Genomic DNA, 15,883 nt, shown 5'->3' with positions numbered 1-15,883 from the left:
CTGGTCCCGCCGCCCGGCGCACCCGCCGGTGGCGTCACCTACCGATACCGGATCAGACCGACGTGACCTCGTCTGATGCCCGAGCCGTCGGGATCTTGCCGCCGGTCGGGCCGGCCTCCCGCCGGTCCACCGCCGCCGCACCGGCGTCGCCGTCCCCGGACCCTCCCGGGCGCTCGGCCGGACCGCCGCCATCCGGTGGCGAGCCAGCCGGGCCGCCTGCGGCACCGTTGCCATCCGAGCGCTGACCTCGATCTGGCCCACCGCCGGTGCCGATCGAGCCCCCGGCGCCGATCGAACCCGCGGGGCCGATCGAACCCGCGGGGCCGCCGTCCCCACCGGGCGTCGGGCTGGTCCGGTCGGTGGAGTGATCCAGTACCCGCAGCGCGGCGAGGGCCGCCATCGGCACCACCACCGCGACCGCCGCCCCGGCGACGTCCAGCGCCACCCCGCCCAGCAGTCCGCCGAGCACCGCCGCGACCGCGGTGCCGGTCATCGCTCCCCGAACCGCCGGGTAGATGCCGAACAGCCGCCGCAGGCCACCCCACGGCTGCAGCAGGGCGAACCACACCAGGAGCACACCGGCCAGGGTCAGCACCGTCAACGGGCTGTCAAAGAACGTCTTCAGGTTGGCGGAGCTGACCCGGTTCACGATCAGGCCCCCGGTCCCGTCGCCAACCGCGGCCAGGAACCGGCCCAGCTCGCCTCGCTCGCCGATCGGACGGTCGAGGTCGACCAGGGCGAAACCCACCGTCACCGCCAGCCCGGCCATCGTCGCCCAGGCCAGGCGGGTAAGCGTCAACCAACCACTGGCGCTGATCGCCGCGGCGAGGCTCACCCCGGCGGTCAACGCGACCGCCCCGGTGGAGTCGGCACCGAGGTAGGGGCTGCCGACCAGCACGACGGCGGCCCCACCGACGACCACGATCACGACCGGTCGCCGGGAGCGACGAACTCGCTGGGCGAGCCAGCCGGCCAGGAGCAGCACTCCGGCCAGCAGCACCCCAAGTCCCACCGTGCCCAGGCCGACGAAGCGGCCACCATCCACCGCGGAGTAGCCCCCGACGCCGTTGAGCTGCAGGTGAGCGCCGGTCAACACGTCGGCGCCGACCGTCAGCGTAGCCAGAAACGCCACCGCGCCCAGCGGCCCGAGGGTGCTCCCATAGCTGGGCAGGAACCGCACCAGCGCCGTCGCGGCAACGATCAGCGCGACGGTGACTCCGGCGAAGCACCACCCGGGGTGCCCACCCCGCCACCACGGGACCAGGTCTGCCAGGAGTGCGGCCGGCAGGGCAAGCGCCGCCGCGACGAGCAGCAACTCCATCACCGCGACGATCCGCCGGGACACCGGCTGGGGACCGTACGGGCCGGCGTGCCGTCGAGCCCGGCGCAGCAGCGGTAGCACGGCCACCCCGAGGAGCACCTGCACGGCGGCGAGTAACCCGAAGAACCAGCCGGCGACCCGGCGCTGGGCTCCGGCCTCCCGATCGGCGTCCACCGGGCCGGCAATCGCGGTGGCGAGGTCGGCGGGCCGGCCACCGACGGATTCGGCGGGCCGCCCCAGAAACGAACGCTCGGGCAGTGGCCGACCCAGGGCGGTCAGCGCGGTCGGTGCGAGGTCAACCAGTTGCAGGTAGCCCGGACGGTCGGTGGTCGGGGAGGTCAGCCAGCCGCGTTCCCAGCCGTCGCCATCGGCGACGGCGACGTGCAGTCGGGACGGCTCCCCGGTGTCCGCCACTCCGGCAACCATGACCAGCGAGCGGGGCGGGCGGGCAGCCAGCACCCGGGCCAGCCGCGCGTCGGCCGCGCGGGCGGCAGCGGCCCGGTCCGCCGGATCCGCGCCATCGACAGCCCCAAGATCAACGATGCTGAGCACGCACGAGCGCAGGAGGTCAGTCGGGTCCGCCGGCAGGTCCGGCGCGTACCGGTCCACCCGGCCAAACGGCCGGGCCGCGGCCACCGCCGCACCCGGGCCCACCGCAATCGAACAACGCACCGACTCCGACAGCGAGCCCGGCACGGCCCCCCAGGAGAGCCGTTCCTGGTTCGGTAGGACGGCGCCCTCCTGGTCTGGCAGGTTCGCACCGATTCCGTCCGGCCGCTCCACGACGACGTCGGTGGGCGGGCAGGTTCCCTCCGGCCGCTCGCCGGGCCAGGCGGCGAAGCTGCCCGCCCCAAGGGTGAGCCAGCCGTCCACCGGGCAGGTGGGCCGCTCGGCGGAGCGCACCGCCAACGACCCGATCGAGCCCTCCTGTGCCAACCGCCACAGCGTCGGTGTCGTCTGCGGGTCCACGTCTTCCCAGCGCAGCCCGGCGGCCCCGGCTAGGACCACGAAATCGGCGGTCCGCTCCGGGGGACGGGCCGCCGGCCGGGCGGCCAGCGCGGCGACACCGAGCGCCACGACGAGTAGCGTCAGCAGGGCGGGGGTGAGTCGGCGCAGCATTACGGCTGTCCTGTCGAGGGTGCGTCAGGGTCCGGGCTGGTGGGGCCGGCCATGCCCGGGGACAGTTCGGCATAGAGGGCGACGAGTTGGGCGCAGGTCTCCGCCTCGGTCGGCCAGGTATCCGCTTGCGCGCGGGCCCGCCGACCCAGTTCGGCCCGGCGGGCCGGGTCGTCCAGCAAACCACCGACCGCGGTGTCAACCGCGTCGACATCGCCCGGCGGCACCAGAATGGCCGCGTCCTCGACCAGCTCCGGCACACCGCCGACCGCGGTCGCCACCAGCGGCACACCGACCCGCATCGCCTCCTGCGCGAACAGCTGCCGGGCCTCCCAGTCACTGGTTACCACGGCGATGTCGGCACCGGCCAGCAGGTCGGCCACATCAGTACGGTGCCCGAGCAGGGTCACCGGTGCGCGGGCAGCAGAGATCCGGGCGGCCAGTTGCAGGTACGCGGGTCCGCTGCCGGCGATCACCACCACCGGCACCGGATCGCGGGTCCGCCACCGGGCAGCGGCGTCAACCAGGAGGTCGTACCGCTTCTGGGGATGCAGTCGGCCAACCGACAGGATCAGCGGCTGGTCGTTGCCGACGCCGAACTCGGCGCGGACCGCGTCGCGGCGGCGGTGCGGCTCGGGCAGCGGCGGCGCGGCGACCGGGGCGGACCGGGCGTCCGGCGCACCCAACGCGGTGGCGCGTGCGACCAGGTCGGCGGAAGCACCGAGGGTCACCTGAGCGCCCCGGGCAACAACCCGCTCGACCAGACGTGACACGCTGCCGCGCAGGCCACCGCCGAGGACGGCATTGTGCCAGGTGACCACCAGTGGGGCAGCCGGCCGGGCGACGACGGCGACCAGTCCGGCGCGCAGCCCGTGCGCGTGCACCACAGCGACCGGTTCGGCGGCCAGGGCCCGGCGAAACGCGGTCACCGCCCGCAGGTCGGCGGGGGTCGGGCTGGCGGGGATCTCCACCGCCCGGAAACGGGCGCCGGCACCGGTGAAGTTGAACTGCTCTTCGGTCGCGGCCGGGCCGCAGACCAGCACCGCGATGCCCGCGCTGATCAGCCCGGTGGTCAACGACCGGACGTGCTGCCCCACACCGCCGGTGCTGGAGGCGAGCAGCAGGGCGACCGTGCCGCCCCGGCCGGCCCGCGGGGTCGGTTCCGTCACCGGGACACCGTCTCCTTCCCGTCGCCCCGCTCCGGGGGGACGTCATCCTTCCGCTGCCCGCCGGCCGGGGTGGCCGACCGCCTCCCGCGGATCAGCCCGAGCTTTCGCCGCACTCCGGCGAGCAGTGGTCGTACGTCCGGCCGGTCCAGTATCCAGACCACCGCGAGGAACACGACACCGACCACGACACCGGACAGCATGCCCTGTACGAGGGCCACCGGCGCGTTCGGGGTGCCGTCGGTGGTCGCCAGCAGCCACCGCGCCACCGCCCAGCCCACCAGCGCCGCGAGCCCTCCGCCGATCAGGCCGGCGACCCCGGCGCGGCGGATTCCGGCGAGCGCGGTGGCGCCGGCGGTCCGGCGGACGGCGAACACCAGCAGGGCACCGAGTACGGCCATCCCCACCGAATTGGCCAGGGTGACCGCCGGGACCCGGTCCCGCAGCGGCAGCACGGCACTGAGCAGTAACGCTGCACCGGGCACCACGAGAAAGCCGACGGCGATCGCACCGGTGGCCGCCCGCGCCTGCCCCCGCGCATAGAGGGCACGGCTCAGCACGGCAAAGAGCCCGTAGCCGATCAGGCCGGGCGCGAAGCCGGCGATCCCGGCAGCGGCGGTCGCCGCCGCGCCGCCGACGAAGAAGAAGTGCCCAACCGGCACGGCCGTACCGACCAGCACGGCCGCACCGAGGCAGCTCAGCAGCAGCACTCCCCGGGCGGTCGGGGCCAGCGTCGCCCGGTAGGCCGCCTCGTCCCCGACGGACCCGGCGGCGGCCAGGCTCGGATAGGCGGCCACCGCCAGCGGCACCGCCAGCACCGCCCACGGCAACAGGTAGACCGTCTGGGCGAGCTGGAACGCGCCCAGGTTGCTGACCGCACCGTAGGAGACCTGGTTCAGGCTCACCACGAGCGCCACCTGCTGCGCGGTCACCGTCACCGCGCCGGCCACCGCGAGTCCGCCGACCCGGGTACGGGCGTCGGCGGGGAAGCGGAAGCCGAGCACCGGCGCGCATCCCAGCCGGCGGAACGGGATCAGCAGCGACAGGGACAGCACCGCCACTCCGGCGGTCGTCCCCAACGACAGCAGCAGTTCCCCGCCGCGGCTGACGCCCGCCACGCTGGCCAACCGCCCCTCGGCGGCGGTGAAACCCAGGTAGACCGCGATGACGGTAAGGCTGGACAGCAGTGGTGCGATCACCGGCCAGGCGAACCGGCGGTGGGCCTGGAGCACCCCGGTGAGCACGACGCCGACCCCGTACAGCGGCAGTTGCGGGGCGAACACCCGCAGCATCCGCTCGCCGCTGGCCTGCTGGGCGGGGTCGAGTCCACCGCCCAGCAGCTCCACGATCGGGCCGGCCAGCAACGCCACCGCCAGCGCGAGTGGCACCAGCAGGGTGAGAACCCAGGTCAGCAGCGCCCCGGTGGTCCGGGCAACCGCCTCCCGGTCCGCCGCCGCCACCGGAGCGGCCAGCAGTGGCACCACCAGGCTGGCCAGGGCACCACCGGCGACCATCTCGAAGATCACATTCGGAGCGGCATTCGCCACCACATACGTGCCACCAAGATCGGTGGGCGCGAGCGTCCAGGTGAAGACGGCGGTACGACCAAAGCCGGCGAGCCGACTGACCACGGTGAGTACGGCGATCAGCGCGGCGGCCCCGGCTACTCGGCCGGCGGCGGCGTACGGTGCCGGGTTCGTCACGTCAGTCGGCGCGACGGCCCAGCGCGTCCAGCTCACGCAGCCCGGGGGTCTGCTGGATGACCTGGGTGAAGCTGATCCGCTCGCTGGCGGCGGTGAGCCCGGCGAGGACGGCGAGCAGACCGGCCCGGCCGGCCGGTCCGGTGCGCGCCGCGAGCGTGACGCCGAGCAGCGCACCGAGCGCGTTGGCGCCGCTGTCGCCGAGCATCACCTCCTCGTCGAGGTCAGCGGGGAGCAGCCCGGCGGCGGCGCCGGCCGCACCGGCGACGATCCCGCCGTGCGGGCTTGTCACCAACGGCGCGCCGAGCAGCAGCCCGGATTTCACCGCCCGTCCGGGCCGCAGGTCGAGCAGGTTGACCAGGTTGGCGGTGCCGGCGATCACGCCCGCACCGAGGAGCACGTCCATGCCCCGGCCGACCGCGCCCTGCCGCTGCCGGCGCGGGTGCCGGGCGACATCCGGGTCACCGGCGAGCAGCGCGGCGGCGGCGAGCCCCGCCGCGCCCACGCCAACGATCTTGACCAGGCCGGCGGTGATCCGCCCCTCGCGCAGCCCAGCGAGGTGCCCGGTGAAGCCCTTGGCGGACTTCTGCTCCGGCCGCGCGCCGACCACGTCGTCGTAGAGCCCCACCGCCCCGGCGCCGAGGCCGGCGACCAGGGCAGCTCCGCCGGCAGCGGGACCAGGTGCGCCGGCGGCACCGGCGACCGCGGCACCGGTGGCGAGCGCCGGGCCGGCCGCCAGGGTCACCGGCCGGCCCCGGAAGTTCGTCCGCTCCAACGCTGGGCCCGCCGGTGAGGTCCGTACCGCACGCAACGCGTAGCGGGCGACGGCGGCGCCGGCGCCGGCGACGACGAGCCGACCGAACCACCTCACGCCGTCACCTCGTGCCTCGCGGCGACCAGATGATCCGCCTGGCTGTTGCCCGCGACGGGTTGCTCGGCACGCTCACTCACGCCGACTCCTTCCGGTTGGCGGGACAGAGCCCGATGTTGATCGTCACGATTCCTGGGGCAGGGTGGGAACCAACGACCCGGCGTTGTCACCGACACCGTAGTGACCCGCCTTGTCCTCGGTGACCTGCTGCGCCAGGGCGAGCGCGGTGACCAGTTGCCCCTGGACGGTGTTGGCGTTGTCGACTGTGGAGATTTTCGCGGCCAGTACCGCGTCGTCCCGGACGAAGGCCACCAGGTTCCCGCCTTCCGAGCCGGTGCCGCCGACCACGGTCGCGCCGGTCCGATCAAACTGCTCAGTGATCTTGACTACCGACTCGTCCTTCTCCGAGGAGTCCTTGTCCGTGTACGGCGGGCCACTGACCACCACGACCGCCTCTGCCGACTGGGTGAGCCGCTCGGAGGTGGTGAGATAGTTGGCGTTGGCGTACGCGGCCAGCACGGCCCGCCGGTCGGCCTCACTGATCGGCGTCGCCTCCGGCACCCCGTCCAGCAGCACCGTGGCCAGCAGCGCGCTGGAGGTCTCCACACCATGCCCGTTGCCGGGCAGGTTGGTGGTCGGCGCATTGGTGGGACGGGCCGCGGTGACGGCCAGTTCCAGCAGGTCGTTGTTGTTGTCCGGGTTGATGAACTTGTCCTGCAGGTCGACCCGGCCGACCACGTCGGCGTTGCCGAGCTGAAGCATATTGACCACGCCGTCGGTGTGCTTACGCCCCGTCGGCAGGCTGAGCACCAGCACTCTCTTGCCGGTGAGCCGGCCTGGCATGACCACCCCGGCCAACTCGGCGGCGAAGTCATCCTCGCGGGTCAACTCCTCCTCGAGGTTGTTGACCGTCTGACGCAACACCTGGTTGTCTTTGCGCAGCTCATTGACGTTGTCATTGAGAGCGTCCGCCACCGGCCCGTTGAGCGCGGTGGTACCAACCACCAGGCCGATCGCCAGCGCCAGGAAAACCGCGGTCAGGGACACCACGTGGTACCGGAAGTTGATCACACCTGCAGCCTCTTTGTCGGGTGGACCGGCGTCAGAAGAGCCGTTCCAGCTGGAACACGAAATTGTTCCACCACTCGGAGACCACGCCCAGGTACGCCTTACCGACGGTGGAGACCGCCACGGCCGAGGCCATCGCGGCAATCGCGGACAGCACCAGCAGCAGCAGCGAGGACCCGGAGATGTTCTGCCGGTAGAGCCGGCTCACGCCCTTGGCGTCAACCAGCTTGCCGCCAACCTTCAGCCGGGTGAGGAAGGTCGACGCCATCCCGCCCCGCCCCTTGTCCAGGAACTCGACGAGCGTGGCGTGCGTGCCGACCGCCACCAGGAGCGAGGCGCCCTTCTCGTCGGCGAGCAGCATCGCCAGGTCCTCGCTGGTGGCTGCGGCGGGAAAGGTGACCGCCGGGACGCCGAGACCGTTGACCCGGGCCAGCCCGGGCGCCCGCCCGTCCGGGTAGGCGTGCACCACGACCTCAGCGCCGCACCGCAGCACGTCATCGGTCACCGAATCCATGTCACCGATGATCAGATCGGGTGGGTAGCCGGCCTCGACCAGGGCGTCCGCCCCGCCGTCCACGCCGATGAGTACCGGCTTGAACTCCCGGATGTACGGGCGCAGCACGTCCAGGTCGGCCTTGTAGTCGTAGCCGCGCACCACGATCAGGCAGTGCCGGCCCTGAATTTCGGTGCGGATGTCCGGAACGCCCACCCCGTACAGCAGCAGGTCCCGCTCCTGCTTCAGGTAGACCATGGTGTTCGCGGCGAACGCCTCCAGCTGGACCGAAAGCCCTTCCCGGGCATCGGCCATCGCCTTCCCGATGGTCTCCGCATCCTGCAGATCACCATGGGCCACCGGCTCTTCGCCCAGATAGACCGTATTGCCATCGATCCGGACGGTGTCGCCCTCCTGGATCCGTTCGAAGACACCCTCGCCCAGGTCGTCCAGGAGCGGAATACCGGCCTCGATCAGCACTTCCGGGCCGAGATTGGGATAGCGGCCCGAGACCGACGGCTTGGCGTTGAGGACAGCACCGACACCAACCGCGACCAGCGAATCGGCGGCGACCCGGTCCAGGTCAACGTGATCGATCACCGCAATGTCACCGGGACGAAGCCGGCCAACCAGACGTTTGGTCCGACGGTCCAGGCGGGCAGTGCCGCTGGCCCGACCCGGCTCAGCGGGTCGGGTCCAGCGCAACATGGGTAGACGCATCGTGACCATCCTGGCATGTGAAGCGGGCGGCCTTCACGCGACATGCCTGCGCGGGCCGCCAGTCCAGACAAGCACACTACGGCGTGGAGCGCCGTGCCGGTGGTGCGCCCGGCCCGCGGTTACGCCCGCCGCTCCCGCGCGGCAACCGCCAGCAACTCCTCAGCGTGCGCGATGCCCAGATCCGAATCCGGCAACCCCGCAAGCATACGGGCGAGTTCCCGCGCCCGTTCCGTGTCCTCGACCACCCGCACCCCACTGGTCGTCACCGCACCGCCGGTGTCCTTCGCCACCACCAGGTGCCGGTCAGCGAACGCAGCAACCTGGGGCAGATGGGTGACGACGAGCACCTGGTGGCTGCGGGCCAGCCGGGCCAGCCGGCGGCCGATCTCCACCGCGGCCTGGCCACCAACCCCGGCGTCAACCTCGTCGAAGACCAGCGTGGGCGGACCGCCCGAGCCGGCAAAGACCACCTCGATGGCGAGCATCACCCGGGACAGCTCACCACCGGAGGCGCCCCGCTGCAGCGACAGGGCTGGCGCACCCGGATGGGCCAACAGGCGCAGCTCCACCTCATCGCCGCCGTCTGGCCCGATCCCGACCTCGACACCATTGACCGAAAGGCCGGGTTCGGACTTCCCCACCGGGCGGGGCAGCACCCCCACCTCGACCCGAGAGTGCGGCATGGCCAGCCCCGCCAGTTCCGTGGTGACCAGCGCCGCAAACCGGGTCGCCGCCTCCTGCCGCGCCACCGACACCCGACCCGCCAACTCGGCCACCTCGCCGGCCAGCCGGGACACCTCCCGGTCCAACTCGTCGAGCAGTTCGTCCGAGGAATCTAGATCGGACAGTTGGGCCCGCGCCCGCTCCGCCCAGGCGATCACCCCGTCGGTGTCGTCGGCGTACTTGCGGGTCAGCGCCCGCAACGCGACCCGCCGCTCGTAGACCGCCTGCAGCCGCGCCGGATCAGCGTCGAGCCCCGCCAGGTACGTCGACAACTCCGCGGAGACATCCGCGATCAGGGTCGCCGCCTCCTCCAGGCGCGCCGCCAGCTCCCCCAGGGCGGGGTCGGTGCCGGACTGCCCATCCAAGGTACGGCGGGCGGTGCCGAGCAGCGTCGTGACATCCGGGGTGTCCTCGGCGGCCTCCATTCCCCCGGACACGCACTGCTGGGCCAGCCGCGCCGCCGTCCGCAGCCCCTCGGCGTGCTCCAGCCGCTGCGCCTCCGTCTTGAGCTCGTCATCCTCCCCCGGCTGCGGATCAACCCGGGTGATCTCGTCGAGACCGAGGCGCAGCAGGTCGGCCTCCCGATTCCGCTCCCGCGCGTTTCGACGCCGGCTGGCCAGGTCGTCCACCACCGACCGCCACCGGGTATACACCTCGCGCAGCGCGTCGAGCAGCTTCTCGTGCTCCGGACCGGCGAACCGATCGAGCGCGGCGCGCTGCTCGGCCGGGCGCAACAACCGCAGTTGGTCGGACTGACCGTGCACCGCGAGCGCCTGCTCACCCACCTCGGCGAGCATCGACACCGGCATGCTCCGGCCGCCGAGATGGGCCCGAGAACGGCCTTCTGTGGTGACAGTGCGGCTGAGCAACACCGAACCGTCCTCGTCCGGGTCACCGCCCGCGTCGATGATCCGGGCAGATACGGTCCCGGCCGCCCTTCCGGCCAGCCGCAGTCGACCCTCGACCACCGCGCGGCCGGGCTCGGCCCGCACCCGCCCGGCGTCGGCGCGCCCGCCAAAGAGCAGACCGAGACCGGTCACCACCATGGTCTTACCCGCACCGGTCTCACCAGTGATCACGTTCATTCCGCCGGTCAACGGCAGCGTCGTGTCCTCGATGACACCCAGTCCGGTGATGCGTAGCTCTTCCAGCACAGCACCCGACAGTAGACGCGGTGCCCGGCGCTTGACCAGTCGACAGCCGCGGGCACCGGCGGTGGCCAGCTCAGTGTCGGCTGCCCCGCCAGCCCTGCACCGGCAGATCAAACTTGGCCACCAGCCGGTCGGTGAACGGCCGGGCCGTCAGCTGCACGATCCGCACCGGCAGGGCCCCGCGCCGCACCGTCACCCGGGCGCCCGGCGGAAGGTCGTACACCCGCCGTCCGTCACAGCAGAGCACCGCGAGGCTGGTAAAGGGGTCCACGGTGATGACGAGGGTGGACGTGGGCGCGGTGACCAGCGGCCGGCTGAAGAGCGCGTGCGCGCTGATCGGCACCAACAACAGGGCCTCCACCTCGGGCCACACGACCGGGCCACCGCCGGAGAACGCGTACGCCGTGGAGCCGGTGGGAGTGGCGCAGACGACTCCGTCGCAGCCATAGCGGGACAGTGGCCGCCCGTCAATGTCAACGAGGAGCTCGAGCATCTGGGCCCGCTCCCCCTTCTCGACGCTGATCTCGTTCAACGCCCAGGACTCGATCGTCGGTCCATCGTCGAACTCGGCGGTCACGTCCAGGGTGAGCCGTTCGTCCACCGTGTAGTTACGACGCACCACGTCCCGGACCACCGAGTCCAGGTGGTCGATCTCAGCCTCGGCGAGAAAGCCGACCTTACCGAGGTTGATCCCGAGTAGCGGCACCTTCGCCGGCCGGGCCAGCTCGGCGGCCCGCAGAAACGTACCGTCCCCACCCAACGCGAAGACGATCTCAGCGCCCTCCGCGGCTTCCGGACCAGTCACCGGAACCGCCCCGGGGAGGTCGAGATCCTCGGCCTCCTCGGCAAGAACGCGAATTACGAAGCCGGCCGCGATCAGATCCCCGGCTACCGCCCGTGCGTGTTCGGTGCTGCGTCGCCGCCCGGTGTGCGTCACCAGCAGCGCGGTCCGGTTCACCACGCCCGCCGTACCGGCCGGGGCCCGTTGTCGGCCCCGCACGCCACCCGGCCCACCCGACCGCTCACCCCGCTACCTCCTCCGTCACCGTGCCGGACCGACCGCCGGTGGCCCCAGCCGTCACCACCGCCCGCACCCGTTCCGGATCAGCCGCCGGCGCGTCCCGGCGTAACCATACGAAGAACTCGACGTTCCCGCTGGGCCCCGGCAACGGGCTGGCACAGACATCCGCGAGACCCAACCCGAGCTGGTCCGCCGCGACCGCCACCGCCAGCACCGCCTCGGCCCGCAACGCTGGATCACGCACCACACCCCCGGCGCCGACCCGGTCGCGCCCCACCTCGAACTGCGGCTTCACCATCAACGCCAGATCGCCGTCCGGTCGGGTACAGGCTGCCAGGGCCGGCAACACCAGCCGCAGGGAGATGAAGGACAGGTCGGCGACGGTAAGGTCGACCGGACCGTCGATGGCCGCCGGCGTGAGGGTGCGCACGTTGGTCCGCTCGAAGACGCGTACCCGCTCGTCGTTGCGCAGTGGCCAGGCAAGCTGCCCGTACCCGACATCAACCGCCACCACCTCGCCCGCCCCGGCGCGCAGCAGCACGTCGGTGAACCCACCCGTGGAGGCACCGGCGTCGAGGCAGCGCCGCCCGGCGGCGGTCAGCCCGCCCGGGCCGAAGGAGGCCAGGGCGCCAGCCAGCTTGTGCCCGCCCCGCGAGACGTACTCCGAAACCGGATCCGCGCCGGTGACCAGCAGCGGATCTGCAGGGTTGACCAGCGCGGCAACCTTACGGGCGGGGACCCCGCGTAGCTGCACGCGGCCAGCCTCCACCAGGGCGGCGGCCTGCTCGCGCGAGCGGGCCAGGCCGCGGCGGACGAGTTCCGCATCCAACCGGGTACGACGTGCCATACCTGTTTCTCCGGCTCTTAGGACTGGTCAATGCTGGCGAGGGTTTCCCGCAGCGCTTCGTATGCCGCCTCGTACTGCGCGATCTGGTCCGCCAGGGGTAGTCCGACGGCGTTGACCATCGCCTGCACGGCGGCGTCAACCGCCGGGTTCGGCGCCGCCGTCTCGCCACCGGCCTTCTCGGCGACGAACCCAGCCGGGGGCGCTGGTCGCGGTGCCCCCGGTCCGGCGCCTGGCGGAACGCCCGGTGTTGGACCGGGGCGGGGCAGGGCGGTCACGGCCGCCCTCCCGCGGAGCCCGACCAGCGGTGGACGGCGCTCACTCCGGGCCGCCCGGCTGCTGTTTACCCGGCGCCTTCTTCGCGACCGCCCGCTTCCCGACCGCCCGCTTCCCGACCGCCTGCTTCGCGGGTGTCTGCTTCGCGGGTGTCTGCTTCGCGGGTGTCTGCTTCGCGACCGTCTTCTTCGCGCGTGTCTGCTTCGCCGGGCTGGCCGCGGTCACGGTGGTTCCGGACGAAGGGTCCGCTGCCGCGGTAGGCGGAGCAGTCAGCGGCGACACCGCCGGTTCCGCAGCACCACCCGGCGCGAACGGATGAACTGCATCCACGTCCGTCGAATGAACTGCGTCCACGTCCGCCACAGTGTCGCTGGCGGCAAGCGTCGTCGCCGATCCGGTTGCTGCCTCCCGAAGCTGCCGCTCCAACTCGCGTACCCGCCGGGTCAGCTCGGTCACCTCGTCGGCGGTGGCGAGGCCGACAGCGCCGAGCGCCCGTTCAACCTCGAACCGGACCAGCTTGGCCAGCGCTTCCCGGTTGGCCGCGCTGGTGGAGACCAGTTCCTCGGCAAGCGCCTGAAGCTGGACCGCGGTAGCGCCACCAGCACCGACCACCCGCCGCGCTGTCTCCTGGGCCTTCCTCCGAGGCGCCTCCGTCAGGCCCATGGCCAACGCAAGGTAGGAACGCCACGCGTCCTGCATGCCTGAGTCCTTCCGCGAGAGGGGAATGTGCGGTCCTCACGCTACCGGCGTGGCCAGGCCACCCGTACGGTACGGTGCCGGAGAGTGGGTGTGGCGAGTCGTGGAGGCGATGTGGCTAGCGTTGACGAGTGCCGGCAGGCGTTGCGGGACCTCACCGCCCGGCTGAACGGCAACGCCGAGACGGTGCGCGAGCACGTCGGCTTGGACCGGACGCTGGCCTGCCGCATCACCGACCTGGACGCCGCCTTCCACGGCCGCCTCACCGACGGCCAGCTGACCGACCTCACCGACGGTGACGACCCGAAGGCCAAGATCGCCCTGAGTACCACCAGCGAGGACCTCCTCGCCCTGGTCCGCGGGGAACTGGACATCACCCGCGCGGTGGCATCCAGACGGGTATCGGTCAAGGCCAGCCCGTTCGACCTGATTAAACTGCGCAAACTGCTCGGAGCGAGCTGAACACGGCCCTGATCCCGCGCCCCGGTGCTGGAGCTGCTCAGCCGGACGACAGGTCGAACGTCGCCAGCGCCCGCTGCGCCGCCGAGGAGACCGCCCGCACCGGGGCTGACCGCCCGGTGGACCACGCCGCCGCGCAGAGCGCCGGCAGCGCGTCCAGCGGGCGTCCCGCACCAGACAGCTCCAGCCGGCCGTCACGAACCTCCGCGGACCACCCATCGGCCTCCGCCGGACCCGGCACCCGCACCACCGCGGCCGGCTCGAAGAGCCCCGCCAGGTCCACTGACACAAATGTCGGTCGATGCTCTGGTCCGGCAGCCAGCAACTCGGCCACGTCGCTAACCCCAGTCAGCACAAACAAGCTGTCCAGCCCCGCTCCGACCGCGCCCTCGATGTCGGTGTCCAGACGGTCGCCGACGACCAGGGCACGCCCCCCACTGGCCCGCCGGGAGGCAGCCACGAAAAGCTCCGGCGCCGGCTTACCCACGACCAGGTCTGGGTCCCGACCGAGCGCGATCCGCACCGCGGCGACCAAGGCACCGTTGCCGGGTAGGGGACCCCGCTTGCTGGGCAGCGTGCGATCGGTGTTGGTAGCAACCCAGGTCGCCCCGCCCCGAATCGCCGCCGTTGCCTCAGCCAGGTCAGCCCAGCCGACCTGCGGGCCGTACCCCTGCACCACCGCGACCGGATCATCCTCGGCCCGCGCGACCGGGGTAAGCCCGGCAGCGCGGATCTCGGCACGCAGCGCCTCCGCACCCACCACCAGGATCGGTGTCCCCGCCGGATACCGTTCGCGGAGCAACTGAGCGGTGGCCGCTGCAGAGGTCAGCACCTCCTCCGGGCGGGCGACGATGCCCATCCCGGTAAGCAGGTCGGCCACCTCACTGGACCGGCGAGAGGCATTATTCGTGGCGTACGCGACGGCCCGGTCTTCGGCGTGCAGCTGGCGCACCGCCTCGATCGCCCCGGGGATCGGCTGGTCGACCAGGTAGATCACCCCGTCCAGGTCGAAGATGACCAGGGCGTACCCGTCAACCAGCCGACTTCCGCCGGTCCGCTTCACTTCCCGCTACCCGCCTCATCGCCGTCAACCGGGCTTTCCGAGTCGCCACCGGACCGCTGCGTACTCGGACCGCTCGGGTCACCAGTACCGGCCTCCGGGGTGTCGTCAGCACCGTCGTCCGAGGCGTCGTCAGCACCGTCACGGCCCCCGGCGGACTCAGCGTCGGGCGCGTCCCCGTCCACGAGTTCAGCATCCGGCTCTTCCGACCCCGCGCCGAGGGCACCCGAGCCAGCGGCAACGGCCTCGACGTCGTCCTCCTCGTCGCCTTCGATCATCACCCCGTCGAGTTCCAACAGGCGCTCAGCCGCATCGGTCGCGCCGTCAGTGTCGACCTCCGCAGCACGGGAGAACCACTCTCGGGCCTCCTCACGCCGGCCAACCGCGAGCAGCGCATCCGCGTAGGCGTACCGCAGCCGTACCGTCCACGGCTCCGCCGCCTCCCCGGTCAGTTCCGGCACCTGGAGCATCGCCACCGCAGCGTCCTTCTGGCCCAGGTCGCCCCGTGCGCCAGCCGCAACGATCAGCAGTTCCCCAGCGACCGCGCGGTCCAACTCCTTCCGGTCTGCCCCCCGGTACAGATCGACCGCACGCTCCGGGCGGCCGAGCGCCCGCTCGCAATCAGCGAGCACCGCGAGGTGACTCTGTAGGCCGGTCATCCGGTGGTACGTCCGCAGTTCGGCCACCGCCGTCTGCCACTCACCGGCGTGGTACGCGGCCAGGCCGACTGCCTCACGGACGGCAGCGATACGGGCGGCGAGCCGCCGGGCTGCGAGGGCATGCGCCAGCGCTTCAGCCGGATCTTCGTCAATCAGCTGACCGACTGCAACCAGGTGCCGGGCCACTTTCTCGGCGGTCGGCTTGGCCAAGGCGAGCAGTTCGGCACGAACGTCTTTGTCCAGGTCGGTGGCGACAATCTCCTCAGGAAGCTCCGGTCCTACCGGGGCATCAGGCTCAGGCCGGCGCTCCGCACGACGGTCACCACCGCGGTAGCCGCCCTCACCACCACGGAAGCCATCCCGGTCACCACCGCGGTAACCGCCCTCACGACGGTCACCACCCCGGTAACCGCCCTCACGGCGCTCACCACCACGACGCTCACCATCGCGGTAGCCACCCTCGCGACGGTCACCACCGCGGTAGCTACCCTCACGGCGCTCACCATCGCGGTAGCCGCCCTCACGGCGCTCACCGCCAC

The 15,883-nt window shown here is 72.3% G+C and carries 14 protein-coding genes and 1 pseudogene; 2 read left to right on the top strand and 13 right to left on the bottom strand.

The features are described 5' to 3' along the window. Positions 1-52 precede the first annotated feature (52 nt). The 11 genes from H0524_RS10955 to H0524_RS10905 form a co-directional block, all read right to left on the bottom strand. On the bottom strand, positions 53-2,440 hold the full coding sequence (locus tag H0524_RS10955; protein ID WP_180198557.1) for a hypothetical protein: 2,388 nt from the start codon (positions 2,438-2,440) through the stop codon (positions 53-55). Next, the gene (locus H0524_RS10950) at positions 2,440-3,606 is read right to left on the bottom strand and encodes a glycosyltransferase family 4 protein (protein WP_180198556.1); all 1,167 of its coding nucleotides are present in this window, start codon (positions 3,604-3,606) and stop codon (positions 2,440-2,442) included. Before H0524_RS10950 ends, H0524_RS10955 begins: the two co-directional genes overlap by 1 nt. After that, positions 3,603-5,306 (bottom strand): murein biosynthesis integral membrane protein MurJ, encoded by a 1,704-nt coding sequence (gene murJ / locus H0524_RS10945; RefSeq protein WP_180198569.1) that lies wholly within the window; start codon positions 5,304-5,306, stop codon positions 3,603-3,605. Before murJ ends, H0524_RS10950 begins: the two co-directional genes overlap by 4 nt. Before the next feature lies 1 nt (position 5,307). Next, the gene (locus H0524_RS10940; protein ID WP_180198555.1) at positions 5,308-6,174 is read right to left on the bottom strand and encodes a hypothetical protein; all 867 of its coding nucleotides are present in this window, start codon (positions 6,172-6,174) and stop codon (positions 5,308-5,310) included. Positions 6,175-6,297: 123 nt separating this feature from the next. Beyond that, positions 6,298-7,245, bottom strand: a complete 948-nt coding sequence (locus H0524_RS10935) for a copper transporter (protein ID WP_180198554.1) — start codon at positions 7,243-7,245, stop codon at positions 6,298-6,300. 31 nt (positions 7,246-7,276) lie between these two features. Then, positions 7,277-8,455, bottom strand: coding sequence for a putative cytokinetic ring protein SteA (gene steA, locus H0524_RS10930; RefSeq protein WP_026323075.1), 1,179 nt, complete (start codon positions 8,453-8,455; stop codon positions 7,277-7,279). 119 nt (positions 8,456-8,574) lie between these two features. After that, a complete protein-coding gene (gene recN / locus H0524_RS10925; RefSeq protein WP_180198553.1) occupies positions 8,575-10,332 on the bottom strand; it encodes a DNA repair protein RecN in 1,758 nt (585 codons plus the stop codon). A gap of 70 nt (positions 10,333-10,402) precedes the next feature. Next, a complete protein-coding gene (locus H0524_RS10920; RefSeq protein WP_033666177.1) occupies positions 10,403-11,287 on the bottom strand; it encodes an NAD kinase in 885 nt (294 codons plus the stop codon). Positions 11,288-11,351: 64 nt separating this feature from the next. After that, on the bottom strand, positions 11,352-12,197 hold the full coding sequence (locus H0524_RS10915) for a TlyA family RNA methyltransferase (RefSeq protein ID WP_180198552.1): 846 nt from the start codon (positions 12,195-12,197) through the stop codon (positions 11,352-11,354). 17 nt (positions 12,198-12,214) lie between these two features. Next, on the bottom strand, positions 12,215-12,472 hold the full coding sequence (locus H0524_RS10910) for a hypothetical protein (RefSeq protein WP_180198551.1): 258 nt from the start codon (positions 12,470-12,472) through the stop codon (positions 12,215-12,217). A gap of 40 nt (positions 12,473-12,512) precedes the next feature. Further along, the gene (locus H0524_RS10905) at positions 12,513-13,133 is read right to left on the bottom strand and encodes a phasin family protein (protein WP_180198568.1); all 621 of its coding nucleotides are present in this window, start codon (positions 13,131-13,133) and stop codon (positions 12,513-12,515) included. Between the two features lie 147 nt (positions 13,134-13,280). Between H0524_RS10905 and H0524_RS10900 the strand changes: the two genes are divergently transcribed. Continuing rightward, positions 13,281-13,628, top strand: a complete 348-nt coding sequence (locus H0524_RS10900; protein WP_026323072.1) for an SCP2 sterol-binding domain-containing protein — start codon at positions 13,281-13,283, stop codon at positions 13,626-13,628. Between the two features lie 37 nt (positions 13,629-13,665). Here H0524_RS10900 and H0524_RS10895 read toward each other — a convergent pair whose 3' ends face one another. After that, a complete protein-coding gene (locus H0524_RS10895) occupies positions 13,666-14,688 on the bottom strand; it encodes an HAD-IIA family hydrolase (protein ID WP_180198550.1) in 1,023 nt (340 codons plus the stop codon). Further along, positions 14,685-15,500 carry a Replicase polyprotein 1ab gene (locus H0524_RS10890; RefSeq protein ID WP_375371999.1) on the bottom strand — a complete coding sequence of 272 codons (816 nt, stop codon included), beginning with the start codon at positions 15,498-15,500 and terminating at the stop codon, positions 14,685-14,687. Before H0524_RS10890 ends, H0524_RS10895 begins: the two co-directional genes overlap by 4 nt. Between H0524_RS10890 and H0524_RS24670 the strand changes: the two are divergent. Further along, a pseudogene (locus tag H0524_RS24670) lies at positions 15,393-15,883 on the top strand (hypothetical protein); the annotation flags it as partial. The gene H0524_RS10890 and the pseudogene H0524_RS24670 overlap by 108 nt on opposite strands.

The sequence above is a fragment of the Salinispora sp. H7-4 genome (assembly GCF_013416675.1).
Taxonomy (GTDB): domain Bacteria; phylum Actinomycetota; class Actinomycetes; order Mycobacteriales; family Micromonosporaceae; genus Micromonospora; species Micromonospora vitiensis.
Note: the sequence above shows the minus strand (reverse complement) of the source record. Positions and strands in the feature narration are given on the sequence as shown.

What these genes read in the sequence shown, in the direction of transcription:
- H0524_RS10955 (WP_180198557.1), bottom strand. Translation starts at nt 2,440, where the DNA reads ATGCTGCGCCGACTCACCCCCGCCCTGCTGACGCTACTCGTCGTGGCG.
- steA (WP_026323075.1), bottom strand. Translation starts at nt 8,455, where the DNA reads ATGCGTCTACCCATGTTGCGCTGGACCCGACCCGCTGAGCCGGGTCGG.
- H0524_RS10915 (WP_180198552.1), bottom strand. Translation starts at nt 12,197, where the DNA reads ATGGCACGTCGTACCCGGTTGGATGCGGAACTCGTCCGCCGCGGCCTG.
- H0524_RS10905 (WP_180198568.1), bottom strand. Translation starts at nt 13,133, where the DNA reads ATGGGCCTGACGGAGGCGCCTCGGAGGAAGGCCCAGGAGACAGCGCGG.